The organism is Erwinia sp. PME.40.26/001 (assembly GCF_055556675.1).
The window spans coordinates 707513-722881 of the sequence record NZ_JBVHNP010000001.1 but is presented as its reverse complement, the minus strand read 5'-3'; the positions used below and the strand labels follow the sequence as shown (position 1 = coordinate 722881).

Annotated in this window: 14 protein-coding genes; 12 read left to right on the top strand and 2 right to left on the bottom strand. The window is 54.0% G+C overall.

The window, feature by feature from the left end; genetic code table 11:
- The first annotated feature begins 331 nt into the window (after positions 1 to 331).
- The 5 genes from topA to acnA all read left to right on the top strand — a co-directional run bounded on the left by topA (position 332) and on the right by acnA (position 8277).
- Positions 332 to 2932 (top strand): type I DNA topoisomerase, encoded by a 2601-nt coding sequence (gene topA / locus ACZ3HG_RS03670; protein WP_191932483.1) that lies wholly within the window; start codon positions 332 to 334, stop codon positions 2930 to 2932.
- A gap of 299 nt (positions 2933 to 3231) precedes the next feature.
- On the top strand, positions 3232 to 4206 hold the full coding sequence (gene cysB, locus ACZ3HG_RS03665; RefSeq protein WP_062743153.1) for an HTH-type transcriptional regulator CysB: 975 nt from the start codon (positions 3232 to 3234) through the stop codon (positions 4204 to 4206).
- A 503-nt stretch (positions 4207 to 4709) separates the two neighbouring features.
- Positions 4710 to 4868, top strand: a complete 159-nt coding sequence (locus tag ACZ3HG_RS03660) for a YmiA family putative membrane protein (RefSeq protein ID WP_191932482.1) — start codon at positions 4710 to 4712, stop codon at positions 4866 to 4868.
- A gap of 3 nt (positions 4869 to 4871) precedes the next feature.
- Positions 4872 to 5042 (top strand): AraC family transcriptional regulator, encoded by a 171-nt coding sequence (locus tag ACZ3HG_RS03655; protein ID WP_191933143.1) that lies wholly within the window; start codon positions 4872 to 4874, stop codon positions 5040 to 5042.
- Positions 5043 to 5595: 553 nt separating this feature from the next.
- Entirely contained in the window at positions 5596 to 8277 is a 2682-nt protein-coding gene (acnA, locus tag ACZ3HG_RS03650; protein ID WP_191935831.1) for an aconitate hydratase AcnA, read from the top strand.
- Between the two features lie 81 nt (positions 8278 to 8358).
- On the opposite strand, the gene ribA is transcribed toward acnA, so the two are convergent.
- Positions 8359 to 8949 carry a GTP cyclohydrolase II gene (gene ribA, locus ACZ3HG_RS03645; RefSeq protein ID WP_191932480.1) on the bottom strand — a complete coding sequence of 197 codons (591 nt, stop codon included), beginning with the start codon at positions 8947 to 8949 and terminating at the stop codon, positions 8359 to 8361.
- Between the two features lie 228 nt (positions 8950 to 9177).
- On the opposite strand from ribA, the gene pgpB reads away from it, so the two are divergent.
- The 5 genes from pgpB (at position 9178) to yciH (ending at position 12846) form a co-directional block, all read left to right on the top strand.
- A complete protein-coding gene (gene pgpB, locus ACZ3HG_RS03640; RefSeq protein WP_191932479.1) occupies positions 9178 to 9951 on the top strand; it encodes a phosphatidylglycerophosphatase B in 774 nt (257 codons plus the stop codon).
- A gap of 163 nt (positions 9952 to 10114) precedes the next feature.
- The gene (locus tag ACZ3HG_RS03635; RefSeq protein WP_191932478.1) at positions 10115 to 10423 is read left to right on the top strand and encodes a lipopolysaccharide assembly protein LapA domain-containing protein; all 309 of its coding nucleotides are present in this window, start codon (positions 10115 to 10117) and stop codon (positions 10421 to 10423) included.
- Between the two features lie 6 nt (positions 10424 to 10429).
- The gene (lapB, locus tag ACZ3HG_RS03630) at positions 10430 to 11599 is read left to right on the top strand and encodes a lipopolysaccharide assembly protein LapB (RefSeq protein WP_191932477.1); all 1170 of its coding nucleotides are present in this window, start codon (positions 10430 to 10432) and stop codon (positions 11597 to 11599) included.
- A 204-nt stretch (positions 11600 to 11803) separates the two neighbouring features.
- Positions 11804 to 12520, top strand: a complete 717-nt coding sequence (gene pyrF, locus ACZ3HG_RS03625; RefSeq protein ID WP_191932476.1) for an orotidine-5'-phosphate decarboxylase — start codon at positions 11804 to 11806, stop codon at positions 12518 to 12520.
- Positions 12520 to 12846 carry a stress response translation initiation inhibitor YciH gene (gene yciH / locus ACZ3HG_RS03620; protein WP_191932475.1) on the top strand — a complete coding sequence of 109 codons (327 nt, stop codon included), beginning with the start codon at positions 12520 to 12522 and terminating at the stop codon, positions 12844 to 12846. Before pyrF ends, yciH begins: the two co-directional genes overlap by 1 nt.
- A 52-nt stretch (positions 12847 to 12898) precedes the next feature.
- Here the strand turns inward: yciH and osmB are convergent, their stop codons facing one another.
- Positions 12899 to 13117: an osmotically-inducible lipoprotein OsmB gene (gene osmB, locus ACZ3HG_RS03615; RefSeq protein ID WP_062743161.1), complete on the bottom strand. Its 219-nt coding sequence runs from the start codon at positions 13115 to 13117 to the stop codon at positions 12899 to 12901.
- Positions 13118 to 13521: 404 nt separating this feature from the next.
- On the opposite strand from osmB, the gene araD reads away from it, so the two are divergent.
- Together araD and ACZ3HG_RS03605 are read left to right on the top strand one after the other, a co-directional pair.
- Positions 13522 to 14220 (top strand): L-ribulose-5-phosphate 4-epimerase, encoded by a 699-nt coding sequence (gene araD / locus ACZ3HG_RS03610; RefSeq protein ID WP_465331888.1) that lies wholly within the window; start codon positions 13522 to 13524, stop codon positions 14218 to 14220.
- 270 nt (positions 14221 to 14490) lie between these two features.
- Complete coding sequence (locus ACZ3HG_RS03605) at positions 14491 to 15360, top strand: crotonase/enoyl-CoA hydratase family protein (RefSeq protein WP_062743163.1); 870 nt, start codon at positions 14491 to 14493, stop codon at positions 15358 to 15360.
- Positions 15361 to 15369 lie beyond the last annotated feature (9 nt).

Sequence of the window (15369 nt, the reverse complement as noted above, 5' to 3'; positions counted from 1 at the left end):
GTGCGAACAATTTTTTTTCTTTTTGACGGCATTCCTGGCGTAAATGGAGGCTTGATGCTAATTAAGTTGCGTAACAGATTTTATCAGGTAGAGTGTGGGCGTTTCGGGTTCCGGGCGTAAAACAGACTTTACGCCATGTTAGAGATTCGCTTAACAGGTGGTAAAAAGTACCGTTTATCAATTGGTTGCAACGTGCATTATTAAGACCGAATTGATGAAAAGTTAGCCGGGTTGGATCTTTATATCCCGATAACCTTAACGTTAGTGCGCGATGTGATGAGCATAAACGGCACAAAATACTCTCGGATGTTTTAATCAGGTAAAGGTAACTATGGGAAAAGCTCTCGTAATAGTTGAGTCCCCGGCAAAAGCCAAAACGATCAATAAATATCTCGGTAATGACTACGTGGTTAAATCCAGCGTGGGCCATATCCGCGATTTGCCGACCAGTGGATCAACAGTTAAAAAGAGCGCTGACTCTACAACCAGTAAAACAACCAAAAAGGTCAAAAAAGACGAAAAGACGGCGCTGGTTAACCGTATGGGCGTCGATCCTTATCATGGCTGGGATGCGAATTATCAGATCCTGCCAGGCAAGGAAAAAGTGGTCGCTGAACTGAAGGCGCTGGCTGAGAAAGCGGACCATATCTATCTCGCAACGGACCTTGACCGCGAAGGGGAAGCCATTGCGTGGCACCTGCGGGAAGTGATCGGTGGCGATGAGTCGCGGTACAGCCGCGTTGTGTTTAACGAAATCACCAAAAATGCGATTCGCCAGGCCTTTGAAAAGCCGGGTGAGCTGAATATCGACCGTGTTAATGCCCAGCAGGCGCGCCGCTTTATGGACCGCGTGGTGGGGTATATGGTCTCGCCGCTGCTGTGGAAAAAAGTGGCGCGTGGGCTGTCCGCTGGCCGCGTCCAGTCGGTGGCGGTGCGGCTGGTGGTCGAGCGTGAGCGTGAAATTAAAGCCTTTGTCCCGGAAGAGTACTGGGACCTGAATGCTGAACTGACCACGCCGAAAGGGGTGGATCTGCCGATGCAGGTCACCCATCAGGGCGACAAGCCTTTCCGCCCGGTCAACCGTGAGCAGACCCATGCTGCCGTCAGCCTGCTGGAAAAAGCACGCTATGTGGTGGCCGATCGCGAAGATAAGCCGACCAGCAGTAAGCCTGGAGCCCCGTTCATTACCTCCACGCTTCAGCAGGCAGCCAGCACCCGTCTTGGCTTTGGCGTGAAGAAAACCATGATGATGGCCCAGCGTCTGTATGAAGCCGGCCATATTACCTATATGCGTACTGACTCAACCAACCTGAGTCAGGACGCGGTCAGCATGGTTCGCGGCTACATTGAAGATGAATTCGGTGCGAAATACCTGCCGAAAGCGGCGAATGTTTACAGCAGCAAAGAAAACTCGCAGGAAGCACACGAAGCCATCCGTCCGTCGGATGTCAAAGTGCAGTCTGAACAGCTGAAAGACATGGAAAATGATGCCCAGAAGCTGTATCAGCTGATCTGGCGTCAGTTCGTGGCCTGTCAGATGATGCCTGCGCAGTACGATTCCACCACGCTGACCGTGGAAGCAGCCGATTTCAAACTGAAGGCAAAAGGGCGCACGTTGCGCTTTGACGGCTGGACGCGCGTCATGGCGGCACTGCGTAAGGGTGATGAAGATCGCGTGTTACCCGACGTGGCGGTAGGCAGTGAACTCAGCCTGCAGCAGCTGGTTCCGAGCCAGCACTTCACCAAACCACCGGCACGCTTCAGCGAAGCCTCTCTGGTCCGTGAGCTGGAAAAACGCGGTATCGGCCGTCCTTCCACCTACGCCTCGATTATCTCGACCATTCAGGATCGCGGATATGTGAAGGTGGAAAGTCGTCGTTTCTATGCGGAAAAAATGGGTGAAATCGTCACCGATCGGCTGGAAGAGAGCTTCCGCGATCTGATGAATTATGACTTCACCGCCCACATGGAAGACAACCTCGATAAAGTCGCGAAAAACGAAGCGCAGTGGAAAGCAGTGCTGGATCAGTTCTTCGCCGAGTTCAGCGACCAGCTGGCGAAGGCAGAGAAGGATCCGGAAGAAGGCGGCATGCAGCCTAATCAGATGATCCTGACCTCCATCGACTGCCCGACCTGTAGCCGTCAGATGGGGATCCGCACGGCGAGCACCGGCGTGTTCCTCGGCTGCTCCGGCTATGCGCTGCCGCCGAAAGAGCGCTGCAAGCAGACGATTAATTTGATCCCTGAGAATGAAGTGCTGAATATTCTCGAAGGGGACGATGCGGAAACCAACGCGCTGCGCGCCCGTCGTCGCTGCCAGAAGTGTGGCACGGCGATGGATAGCTACCTGATTGACCCTCAGCGTAAGCTGCACGTCTGTGGTAATAACCCGGAGTGTGATGGTTACGAGATCGAGCAGGGCGAGTTCCGTATTAAAGGCTATGACGGCCCGATCGTTGAGTGTGAGAAGTGTGGTTCTGAAATGCACCTGAAAATGGGGCGCTTCGGTAAGTACATGTCCTGTACTAACGATGAGTGCAAAAATACGCGTAAAATTCTGCGCAGCGGCGAAGTGGCTCCTCCGAAGGAAGATCCGGTTCCGCTGCCTGAGCTGCCTTGCGAGAAGTCAGACGCCTACTTCGTCCTGCGTGACGGTGCTGCCGGGGTGTTCCTGGCCGCTAACACCTTCCCTAAATCGCGTGAAACCCGCGCGCCGCAGGTGGAGGAGTTGCAGCGCTTCCGCGATCGTTTACCGGAGAAACTGCGCTATCTGGCGGATGCCCCGGCGACCGATCCGGACGGCAATAAAGCCGTGGTGCGCTTCAGCCGTAAAACGAAACAGCAGTATGTCAGCACAGAAAAAGACGGAAAAGCCACTGGCTGGTCTGCCTTCTTCGTTGACGGCAAATGGGAAGTCACCGCGAAGAAGTAATCTCGCGCTTTCCTTCAGTGAGCGGGCCGCCCCGTGCGGTTCGCTCCTGCTTTATCTTCTCTCTGGCTTTGCTCTCCCGCTACTATACATCTCCCTCATTTTTGATATAGTTGTTATAGATAATCCCTTTCTTATTATTTATTCGCATTATAACCTTCGGACCTGAAGCTGCCGCTGCATGAGCCCTTTCGCTTTGCCGCATCGCCAGTGATGACGGTTTCAGACCGGTTACCTGAGTCCGGCTCTCGTTTGCTACCGGGTTGTCGGCGCATTGTTTCAAACCCTGGATGGAATGAAAAATGAAATTGCAGCAGCTGCGTTACATCGTTGAAGTGGTGAATCACAATCTCAACGTCTCTTCAACGGCCGAAGGACTCTATACCTCGCAGCCCGGGATCAGTAAGCAAGTGCGTATGCTCGAAGATGAGCTGGGTATCCAGATTTTTGCCCGTAGTGGCAAGCATTTAACCCAGGTTACCCCCGCCGGCCAGGAAATCATCCGCATTGCGCGCGAAGTGCTGTCGAAAGTGGATGCCATTAAATCGGTTGCCGGTGAGCATACCTGGCCCGACAAGGGTTCGCTGTACGTTGCTACCACGCACACGCAGGCCCGCTATGCGCTGCCGAATGTGATTAAGGGATTTATTGAGCGCTATCCCCGGGTTTCCCTGCACATGCACCAGGGCTCCCCGACGCAGATTGCAGAAGCCGTGTCGAAAGGAAATGCGGACTTCGCCATTGCCACCGAAGCGCTGCACCTGTATGACGACCTGATCATGCTGCCGTGCTACCACTGGAATCGCGCCATCGTCGTGACGCCTGACCATCCGCTGGCGGCAAAAAGCAAAGTGTCCATTGAAGAGCTGGCGGAGTATCCGCTGGTGACTTATACCTTCGGTTTTACGGGCCGTTCAGAACTGGACACGGCGTTTAACCGTGCCGGGCTGACCCCGCGTATCGTCTTTACTGCCACGGATGCTGACGTGATTAAAACCTACGTCAGACTGGGCCTGGGCGTCGGGGTTATCGCCAGCATGGCGGTTGATCCGGTGTCCGATCCTGATCTGGTGCGCATTGAGGCTACTGATGTGTTCAGCTTCAGCACCACGAAAATCGGTTTCCGCCGCAGTACGTTTCTGCGCAGTTATATGTATGATTTTATTCAACGTTTTGCTCCGCACCTGACACGTGATGTGGTTGATACCGCCGTCGGACTGCGTTCAAACGAAGATATCGAAGCGATGTTTAAAGACATTAAACTCCCGGCGAAATAATCACGACAGGGCGTGCATCGAGGAGAAAGAGCCGCAGCGCGGCTCTTTTTTTTTACTTTTATTTGCCCAGCCATCACCATTCGTTAAGGCTCTTTCATTATTTTTCCGTAAATGAAACATGTATCACATGTTTATTGATTGTTATTTCTTAAATGAGAAACAGTACACATTTTTCAATCTGCCTCTTTGCGTGACCTTAGGATGATTCTCATACTCTAGTTATAACTCTTAAAGAGTGCCTGCATGTAAAGGATAACGAAAAGGAACTCCAGTTATAAATGGATCTACGGTGGAACCCGGCGGGTTGAATTTGTGTTAAGGATTATTTATTACGGCCCAGTTGAGTTAGGACCTTTAATTAATCTTATTCATGCTTGATTAAACCTGTTAATCGTTTTGTACAATAAAAATTACTGGATTTTGCAACAGAGAATGTTTAGGATTCATCCTAATTTCTGATTGGTTCAAACAATCGTTTCTAATGAGAGTGATTATCAAAAACTATGGCGACGAGATTATCTGTACAACCCGGTTTCGGGGACAAGACCATCAAGGTGGAGCGTAACAGCAATCTGAGACGCAAAGCCTGGTTGGCGGTTTTCGCTGCTTCAGCACTGTTTTGGGTGGTGGTGGGCTTATTCGTTTGGCGGATGTGGGGGTAATCAATGCACCTGAGACAGCCTGAGCAAAAAGTACAGCAGTTACGCAAAACCAACGAGCGTTTCTGTAAAGCTAAAAAAAATGACACTCAGCAGGCGATCCCGGCATCCTGGGAAATGAATGACCTGCAGCGTAATTTTATTGAATCACTGTTTGAAGATACCAAAGCCAATTAACGCGGGCAGTATCCATACTTAGCTTTTTTCTGAGACTTGAAAATAAAATAGCTCTTATTACCATTCAGGCCGATGTACTGGTCAGGGCATTTTGACGCCCGCTTTTGATGCTAACAGCATCACTTAACGGTAAAACGCTCACCGCTTACGATCAGCGTTTCATTATGTACGTTTTGGTCAGAATGACCTGAAGGAGTCTGAAAGTGAACTTAACTCAAATTACCTGGTTCAGCACCTGGACATTTTCTGCCCTGTTCTGGACCAGCGCGTTATGGATTGCACTGATGGTGCGTTAATACCCATTTAGTGATCTTTTCCGCGCCTTAACAAATAGCGCCCCGCTGGCAAGTACAGCGGGGCGCTTTTGTATTTTATTTTCAGTTTGTTTCAGCTGTTGTCAATTAGTGTTGTTATCAAAACGTTGCGATTCGATTGTGCTATCTTTAAACAGACCTTGTTATTAATAAGGTTTTACCCGGCATCTGCATTTGTGGGTTTGCTGCCTCTGCGATGATTTGGGTTTACTGTCAAAAGAACACGCAATGGAGGAGCAATGTCGACAACCCTACGCCAACTCACTCAGGACACCCTGTCTGTCCACGATCGCCAGTATCACTATTACAGCCTGGCAAAAGCCGCGACTGAACTGGGCGATATTTCACGTTTGCCAAAATCCATGAAGGTACTGCTGGAAAACCTGCTGCGCTGGCAGGATGGCGACTCGGTTACCGCAGAGGACATACAGGCGCTGGCCGGCTGGCTGAAAGACGCTCATGCTGAACGTGAAATCGCCTACCGGCCCGCGCGCGTGCTGATGCAGGACTTTACCGGCGTGCCGGCGGTGGTGGACCTGGCGGCGATGCGTGAAGCCGTAAACCGCCTCGGCGGCGATGTGGCCAAAGTGAATCCGCTCTCTCCCGTTGACCTGGTGATTGACCATTCAGTGACGGTTGACCACTTCGGCGATGATGACGCCTTCGAAGAAAACGTTCGTCTGGAGATGGAACGTAACCACGAGCGTTATGTTTTCCTACGCTGGGGGCAAAAAGCCTTTAACCGCTTCAGCGTGGTGCCGCCGGGCACCGGGATCTGTCATCAGGTTAATCTGGAATACCTCGGGCAGGCCGTCTGGCACGAAGATCAGGGTGGGCAGGAAGTGGCTTACCCCGATACCCTGGTTGGCACCGACTCGCACACCACGATGATAAATGCCCTTGGCGTGCTGGGCTGGGGCGTGGGAGGCATTGAGGCCGAAGCCGCCATGCTGGGACAGCCGGTGTCGATGCTGATCCCGGATGTGGTCGGTTTCAAGCTGACCGGCAAGCTTAAACCCGGGATCACCGCCACTGACCTGGTGCTGACCGTCACGCAAATGCTGCGTCAGCACGGCGTGGTGGGTAAATTTGTCGAATTTTACGGTGATGGTCTGGACGATCTTCCGCTGGCTGACCGAGCCACCATTGCGAATATGGCCCCCGAGTATGGGGCGACCTGTGGTTTTTTCCCGGTTGATGCCGTGACGCTGGGTTATATGAAGCTGACCGGACGCAGCACCGAGCAGGTGGCGCTGGTCGAAGCCTACAGCAAGGCGCAGGGATTGTGGCGTGAAACCGGTGACGAGCCGGTCTTTACCAGTGCGCTGGCGCTGGACATGGGGCAGGTGGAATCGAGCCTGGCCGGACCTAAACGTCCACAGGATCGGGTCGCCCTGGGCGATGTGCCAGCAGCGTTTCGCGCCAGCAATGAGCTGGAAGTGAATCGCGCACTGAAAACCCATAAAACCGTCACCTACCAGGACAGCAGAACCCGTCAGCAGCACTCACTGGAGGACGGCGCGGTAGTTATCGCTGCCATTACCTCCTGCACCAATACTTCCAATCCCAGCGTGCTGATGGCCGCCGGTCTGCTGGCAAAAAAAGCCGTTACCCTGGGGCTGCATCCTAAACCCTGGGTTAAGGCATCGCTGGCACCTGGTTCAAAAGTGGTGTCTGACTATCTTGCCGCCGCGCGCCTGACTCCCTATCTGGATAAGCTGGGCTTTAACCTGGTGGGCTACGGCTGTACCACCTGTATTGGTAACTCCGGTCCGCTGCCTGATGAGGTCGAAAACGCCATCAAAGAAGGGGACCTGACCGTGGGTGCCGTACTGTCAGGGAATCGTAATTTTGAAGGTCGCATCCATCCTTACGTCAAAACCAACTGGCTGGCTTCGCCGCCGCTGGTCGTGGCTTACGCACTGGCCGGCAATATGACGCTCAACCTGCAAACTGACCCTCTGGGGGAAGACACTACCGGCAAACCTGTTTATCTCAAAGACATCTGGCCCTCTCCGGAGGAGATTGCCGAAGCCGTCCAGATGGTTTCTACCGATATGTTCCATAAAGAGTACGCCGAAGTGTTTGAAGGCACGCCCGAGTGGCAGGCGATCAAGGTCAGTGAGGCGGCCACATACGACTGGGACGAGGGGTCGACCTATATCCGCCTGTCACCTTTCTTTGATGATATGGAAAAGGAACCGAAACCCGTTACCGATATCCGCGGCGCACGCATCCTGGCGATGCTCGGGGATTCCGTCACCACCGACCATATCTCTCCGGCCGGCAGTATCAAGGCCGACAGCCCGGCAGGACGCTACCTGCTGGAACACGGTGTGGCGCGTGAGGACTTTAACTCTTACGGTTCCCGTCGCGGGAATCACGAAGTAATGATGCGCGGTACTTTTGCCAATATCCGTATCCGCAACGAAATGGTACCGGGGGTGGAAGGGGGGATGACCCGCTATATTCCCGGTGATGAACCGATGGCGATCTATGATGCAGCCATGCGTTATCAGCAGGCAGGCATTCCGCTGGCCGTGATTGCCGGTAAAGAGTATGGCTCCGGTTCCAGCCGAGACTGGGCAGCAAAAGGTCCACGCCTGCAGGGTGTAAGGGTGGTGATCGCCGAGTCGTTCGAGCGTATTCACCGTTCTAACCTGATCGGTATGGGTATTTTACCGCTGGAATTCCCCACCGGCGTGACGCGAAAAACGCTGGGGCTGACCGGAGATGAGCGGATAGATGTGCAGGATCTTCAGCAGCTGACGCCGGGCTGCGTGGTGAAAGTGTTGCTGACGCGGGCTGACGGAAGTCAGAACGTGCTGGATGCGCGTTGTCGTATCGATACGGGTAATGAGCTGACCTATTATCAGAACGACGGCATTCTGCACTATGTGATCCGCAACATGCTGCAGTAAGCGGGCGGGTAGCCCGACATCGCATAAAAAACCCCGGCTGTCAGGCCGGGGTTTTTTTATGCGTGAGAGGGACTCGCGGAATTACTTCGACAGCAGGTGGCCCATCTTCGCGGCTTTAGTATCCAGATAGTGCGCGTTGTTAGGATTTCGTCCGACGATCAGCGGGACGCGCTCGGTAATGTTAATGCCGGCTTCCGTCAGGATCTCCACCTTACGCGGATTGTTGGTCAGCAGGCGGACTTCATGCACGCCCAGCAGCTTGAACATGTCTGCACAAAGGGTAAAGTCACGCTCGTCGGCAGCGAAACCTAACTGATTGTTCGCCTCGACCGTGTCGTAGCCTTTATCCTGCAGCGCATAGGCGCGGATTTTATTTAACAGGCCGATATTACGGCCCTCCTGGCGATGATAAAGCAGGATCCCACGTCCCTGCTCGGCGATCTGCGTCAGTGCGGCCTCCAGCTGGAAGCCACAGTCGCAGCGCAGGCTGAACAGGGCATCGCCGGTCAGACACTCCGAATGGACGCGCGAAAGCACTGGCTTGCCGTCAGAAATATCGCCGTAAACCAGCGCAACATGGTCATGCCCGGTTGCCAGTTCTTCAAAACCTACCATAAGGAAATCTCCCCATGGCGTGGGCAGATTTGCTTCTGCTACCCGTTTAAGCTGCATGTGACTCTCCAGAAACTTCAGGTGTTGCGCTATTATCTGATAACGCAGTGTCAGTGACCTGACGCAAACAATTGAGGCTATTTTGCCACAACACGACGCGCGGCGGTTAACACGTTAGAGCGATTGATTTAATAGCGCACAATTATCGCTATCACAATCCTTATGTTATTATTTTTAAAGCTAATCTTATATCAAGGTTGTGATATCAACGGCGCTAAGGAAAAACACATGGCAGATATCCTTAAACGAACCACCTTCGGCATGCTGTTGCTCCTGCTGATGCCGCTCGGTGTAATGCTGTCAGGCTGGCACTGGCAGCCCGTCGCGATGGGATGGGGCCATAAGGTGCTGTTCTGGTTTACCGAAACGGTCACCAGCCCCTGGGGGATACTCACCAGTGCTATCCTCAGTGCCTGGTTTCTCTGGTGCCTGCGTTTTCGCTGGAAACCCGCTGTATTTCTGCTGGGCATCATTATTGGCGCGCTGTTAACCGGGCAGTACACCAAAAGTTTGATCAAAGAACAGGTGCAGGAGCCACGTCCCTATGTGCTCTGGCTGGAAAAGACCTATGGCATCAGCGGTCAGGCATTTTATGAGCAGAAGCGACGGCAGCGCAGCGTGATGGTGCGTGATGCGGTGGCAGATAACCCGCAACTGCCCGACTGGTTAAAGAAACACTGGGCCTTTGAAACCGGGTTTGCCTTCCCCTCCGGGCATACGATGTTTGCGGCCAGTTGGGCGTTGCTGGGCGTTGGCCTGCTGTGGCCGCGCCGCCGCTACGTCACCATTGTTTTGCTGATGGGGTGGGCGGTGGCGGTGATGGGAAGCCGCCTGGTTCTGGGCATGCACTGGCCGCGTGATTTAATCGTTGCCACCCTGATCAGCTGGCTGTTTATCACCCTGGCGACCTGGCTGGCACAGCGATTCTGCGGTCCGTTAACCGTGCCGCCGCAGGAGCAGGAAGAGATCGCCGGGCGGGAAAATGACGCCAGCGGATTGTAAAGACGCTATTCTGTCCCCACCTCTTATGTTCACCTGCCGTAGTTGGCAGACTTAAGCGCGGTGGCCGCAGTGGAATGTGACGATAACTCTCGCATCTGGACAAGCATCAGAACGTTTTTTTTGGCATAATTCATCTGGTTAACACCAGGTTATGGGATGGACTGTGAAATATTTGCTGATTTTTTTAGTGGTGCTGGCGATTTTCGTCATTTCTGTCACGCTGGGCGCGCATAACGATCAGGTCGTTACGTTTAACTATCTGCTCGCGCAGGGTCAGTTCCGCGTGTCAACGCTGCTGGCAACGCTGTTTGCGGCTGGTTTCCTGCTGGGGTGGGCAATCTGTGGGCTGTTCTGGCTACGTGTTCGTGTTTCACTGGCGCACGCTCAGCGTAAAATTAAACGTCTTCAGCAGCAACTGGGGCAGACAGACGAAACTGTGACAACGTCACAGGTTACTGTCGTCAAGGAATAAACACCTATGTTAGAACTGCTGTTTCTGTTACTCCCCGTCGCCGCCGCCTATGGCTGGTATATGGGGCGCAGAAGTGCGCAACAGGATAAGCAACAGGAAGCCAGCCGCCTGTCACGCGACTATGTGACCGGGGTTAACTTCCTGCTTTCTAACCAGCAGGATAAAGCCGTTGACCTGTTCCTGGACATGTTGAAAGAGGACAGTGGAACGGTCGAAGCGCACCTTACCCTGGGTAACCTGTTCCGTTCACGCGGTGAGGTTGACCGCGCCATCCGCATTCACCAGGCCTTAATGGAAAGTGCCTCTCTGACCTACGACCAGCGACTGCTGGCCATCCAGCAATTGGGCCGTGACTATATGGCCGCTGGCTTTTACGACCGTGCTGAACAGATGTTTGGCCAGCTGGTGGATGAAACCGACTTCCGCATCAGCGCTCTGCAGCAGTTACTGATTATTCACCAGGCGACCAGTGACTGGCCAAATGCAATTGAAGTGGCAGAACGGCTGGTTAAGCTGGGTAAAGACCGTTTGAAGATGGAAATTGCCCATTTCTACTGTGAACTGGCCCTGCAGGCCATCAGCAGCGACGATCTTGACCGTGCCATGGGGCTGCTCAAAAAAGGGGAGTCGGCCGATCGCGACAGCGCCCGCGTTTCCATCATGATGGGGCGTATCCACATGGCGAAGGGCGAATATGCCAAAGCGGTGGGTCACCTGCAGCGGGTGATTGAGCAGGATAAAGAGCTGGTCAGTGAAACGCTGGAGATGCTCGAAGGCTGCTATCAGCACCTCTGCCAGCCTGGCGCATGGGCAGACTATCTCAAACGCTGCGTGGAAGAGAACACCGGGGCGGCAGCAGAGCTTTACCTCGCCGGTATTCTCGATCGGGAAGAGGGGGCTGAAGTGGCCCAAACCTATATCACGCGCCAGCTTCAGCGGCATCCGACCATGCGTGTTTTCCATCGGCTGATGGATTTTAACCTGCAGGAAGCCGAAGAGGGCCGTGCCAAAGACAGTCTGATGGTGCTGCGTGATATGGTCGGGGAACAGATCCGCACCAAACCGCGTTACCGCTGCCATAAATGTGGCTTCACCGCCCACGCACTTTACTGGCACTGTCCGTCATGCCGCGCCTGGTCATCGGTGAAACCGATCAGAGGTCTGGACGGACAGTAAAAATGACCCGCCTGTGGCGGGGAATGACCCGCTTTAGTTACAACATACTAAGCAGTAATAAACATAAAGATGCCAGCAGCCACAGCGTCGGTAAGGGTCAGACAGGAAGAGGGTCGATTCTCTGTGCATTTGCCTTTGTCACAGGTAGAATGCATCCCGTTTATCGTTTGCGCCATGCGCTGCTCCATTTGAAGAGGGTATTCCATGCTTTCACCTCAGGTAACCGGCTCACCGATTGTGGTGGCGTTAGATTATGCCGATCGCAATAGTGCCCTGGCCTTTATCGACCACATTGAACCCGGCAGCTGCCGCCTCAAGGTGGGCAAAGAGATGTTTACCCGTTTCGGGCCACAGTGGGTAGACGATCTGCAACAGCGCGGTTTTGAGGTTTTCCTCGATCTGAAATTTCATGATATTCCCAACACGACAGCCCATGCCGTTGCGGCCGCAGCTGATCTCGGCGTATGGATGGTTAATGTCCACGCCAGCGGTGGGGCACGGATGATGACGGCGGCACGAGAGGCCCTGTTACCCTTTGGCAAAGATGCGCCGCTGCTTATTGCGGTCACCGTGCTGACCAGCATGGATACGGAAGATCTGCGTGGCCTGGGCATTGAACTTTCTCCAGCGGAACAGGCCGAACGCCTGGCGCGGCTCACCCATCAGTGCGGACTGGACGGCGTGGTCTGTTCTGCTCAGGAAGCCCGGCATTTTAAACAGATCCTCGGCCAGACGTTCCGGCTGGTCACTCCGGGCATTCGTCCGGTAGGCAGCGATGCGGGCGATCAGCGGCGGATTATGACCCCGCAGCAGGCGCAGCAGGCAGGGGTCGACTATATGGTGATCGGGCGACCGATTACCCAGTCCAGCGATCCTGCCGCCACGCTGCGTAGCATCGCTAACGAGTTACAGGGGGCATAATGGCAGATGACAACAGCCGGCTGGTTTACTCCACGGAAAGCGGACGCATCAACGAACCTGAAGCGACAGTGCCGCGTCCGAAAGGGGATGGCATTGTCCGCATACAGCGTCAGACCAGCGGCCGCAAAGGAAAAGGCGTATGCCTGATTAGCGGTATTGATCTTGATGATGCGGAGCTGGCAAAGCTGACGGCTGAACTAAAAAAGAAGTGTGGCTGCGGTGGTGCGCTGAAAGAGGGGGTGATCGAGATTCAGGGCGATAAACGCGACCTGTTAAAAACGCTGCTCGAAGCCAAAGGTATGAAGGTCAAACTGGCCGGCGGGTGAGTTTTCCCCTTAACAGGGCCGAACGAAGTTCGGCCCGCGATACGCTGCTTTATTATTTGTCGATTTGATGTCCGATGATCCCACCTACTGCGGCACCCCCCAGGGTACCCAGTCCACTTCCGTTTGTCAGAACAGAACCACCAATAGCGCCAGCACCTGCGCCGATTGCTGTATTACGATCGCGTTTAGACCAGTTTGAGCATGCGCTCAGGGAGAGAACTAATGTAGCGGCCAGCAAGCCAGCGGTAATGCGTTTTGCAGTGATTGACATATTTACTACTCCTTAATTGCAGCAACAGAGATACTCATTAAGTATAGAAGATGCTCTGCGTTATCGATCCTGCACCGGCTTGTTTTCTGGTGATTTATGTCACCTAACGCGTAAAATTCGCGTAAATAATCGTCTGTGTGTGAATCCGCCGGGTCAGGACTCCCTCACCTTAACCGGATAGTGAGATCTCTAACTATCACTGGGGTAAAGGCAATGACTTATTTTGAAATATTGCTGGACGTCTTTACAGGTAAAAAATCTTAATTTCCGCGCCTATTTTTTCCGTACCGCCCCGCAAAATAGTGCCTTCAGCCGGATCCTGCCTCTGATACAGCCAATGTCTCCATACCCGCCTGTACCTCTCGCGCAGACAATAACTCCCTGGCCACAGTGGAGAGAACGACATGCTGGAACAACTTAAGCAACAGGTACTGGACGCTAACCTTGCGCTACCGCGCTATGGACTGGTGACTTTTACCTGGGGCAACGTCAGCGCCATTGACCGTGAGCAGGGCGTTATTGTCATCAAACCCTCCGGCGTCAGCTATGACGATATGAAGCGGGACGATATGGTCGTCGTAGACCTGTCCACGGGGCAGGTGATTGAAGGCGATAAACGGCCCTCATCTGACACCGATACGCATCGTGCGCTCTATCTCGCCTGGCCTCATATTGGGGGGATTGTCCATACACATTCGCGTCATGCCACCATCTGGGCGCAGGCAGGAAAAGATCTGCCCGCATGGGGCACCACCCATGCCGATGATTTCTACGGGGCCATTCCCTGTACCCGACAGATGCGCGACGACGAAATCCGCGATCGCTATGAATGGCAAACCGGGCAGGTGATCATTGAAACGCTGCAACAGCGCGGTATCGATCCGTTAGCAATCCCCGCCGTGCTGGTTAACTCACACGGACCTTTTGCCTGGGGGCGCAGCGCTCAAGACGCTGTACACAGCGCGGTGGTGCTGGAAGAGGTGGCCTATATGGGCATTTTCAGTCAACAACTGACCCCGCAGCTACCGGCGGTGCAGCAGGTCTTGCTGGATAAACACTATCTGCGCAAGCACGGTAAAAATGCCTATTACGGACAGAAATAGCTGGTATATCCGCGGCTAACCGCCATCCATGCGGTTGTCAGCATGACGCAATACTCAGCGGCAGGTCGTCAGCGTGGCGGCCTGCGCCCACTTCCCTCCTTCACCAGTCTTTTCTCCTTTTTCCTCCCGCCAGCCTGCAGGCGCTATCGCGCGTATTCCCGGCGGCTTTATCTGTTATTTTTCTTAAAAATCAAACACCCATTTAGCACGGACAGACTCTGGATTAGGCTGGGGCTGCGTATAACGCATAACTAAACAGAGGATAATTCTATGACCGTTGTAAATCAGACTACCTGCAGGCTGTTTAACGAAGCGGGACAAATGACCCAGCTGTCCGCTTATTACGAGGAAGAGCGCCGCACGATGTGGATGATGCTGCGAGCGCAGCCGCGTCCGAGTTTTAACCATCAACTGATCGAAGAGATCATGAACCTCAGCTATGCCGCACAGCGCTCAGGATTACAGATAGACTTCTGGGTAACGGGTTCACTGGTTCCCACCATGTTTAATGCGGGGGGCGATCTGCGTTTTTTTGTCGAGTCTATCAAGAACGGGCGGCGGGAGGCGCTGCGGGCCTATGCCCGCGCCTGCGTTGACTGCATCCATGCCGCTGCACGCGGCTTTGATACCGGAGCCGTCAGCATTGCGATGGTGGAAGGCAGTGCGCTGGGCGGAGGCTTTGAGGCCGCACTGGCGCACCACTTTATCCTGGCGCAAAATACGGCCAGGATGGGGTTCCCGGAGATTGCGTTTAATCTCTTCCCGGGAATGGGCGGGTACTCTCTGGTGGCGCGTCGTTCTGGAATGAAGCTGGCAGAGGAACTGATCTGTGAAGGGGAGTCGCATACGGCGGAGTGGTTTGAAACCCGGGGCCTGGTCGATCGTCTGTTCCAGCCGGGGGACGGCTACCGCTGTACCCGCACCTTTATCGATACGCTCAGACCGAAACTTAACGGGGTGAGGGCAATGCTGAAAGCGCGTCAGCGCGTGCTGCAACTCTCCCGGGCGGAACTGATGGACATCACCGAGGACTGGGTGGACTTCGCCTTTACCATGGAGCCGAAAGACATTGCTTATATGGAACGCCTGGTGCAGTTGCAAAACCGGCACAGCGCGCAGACCCTGCTCAAAGCGGGATAAATCTCACCT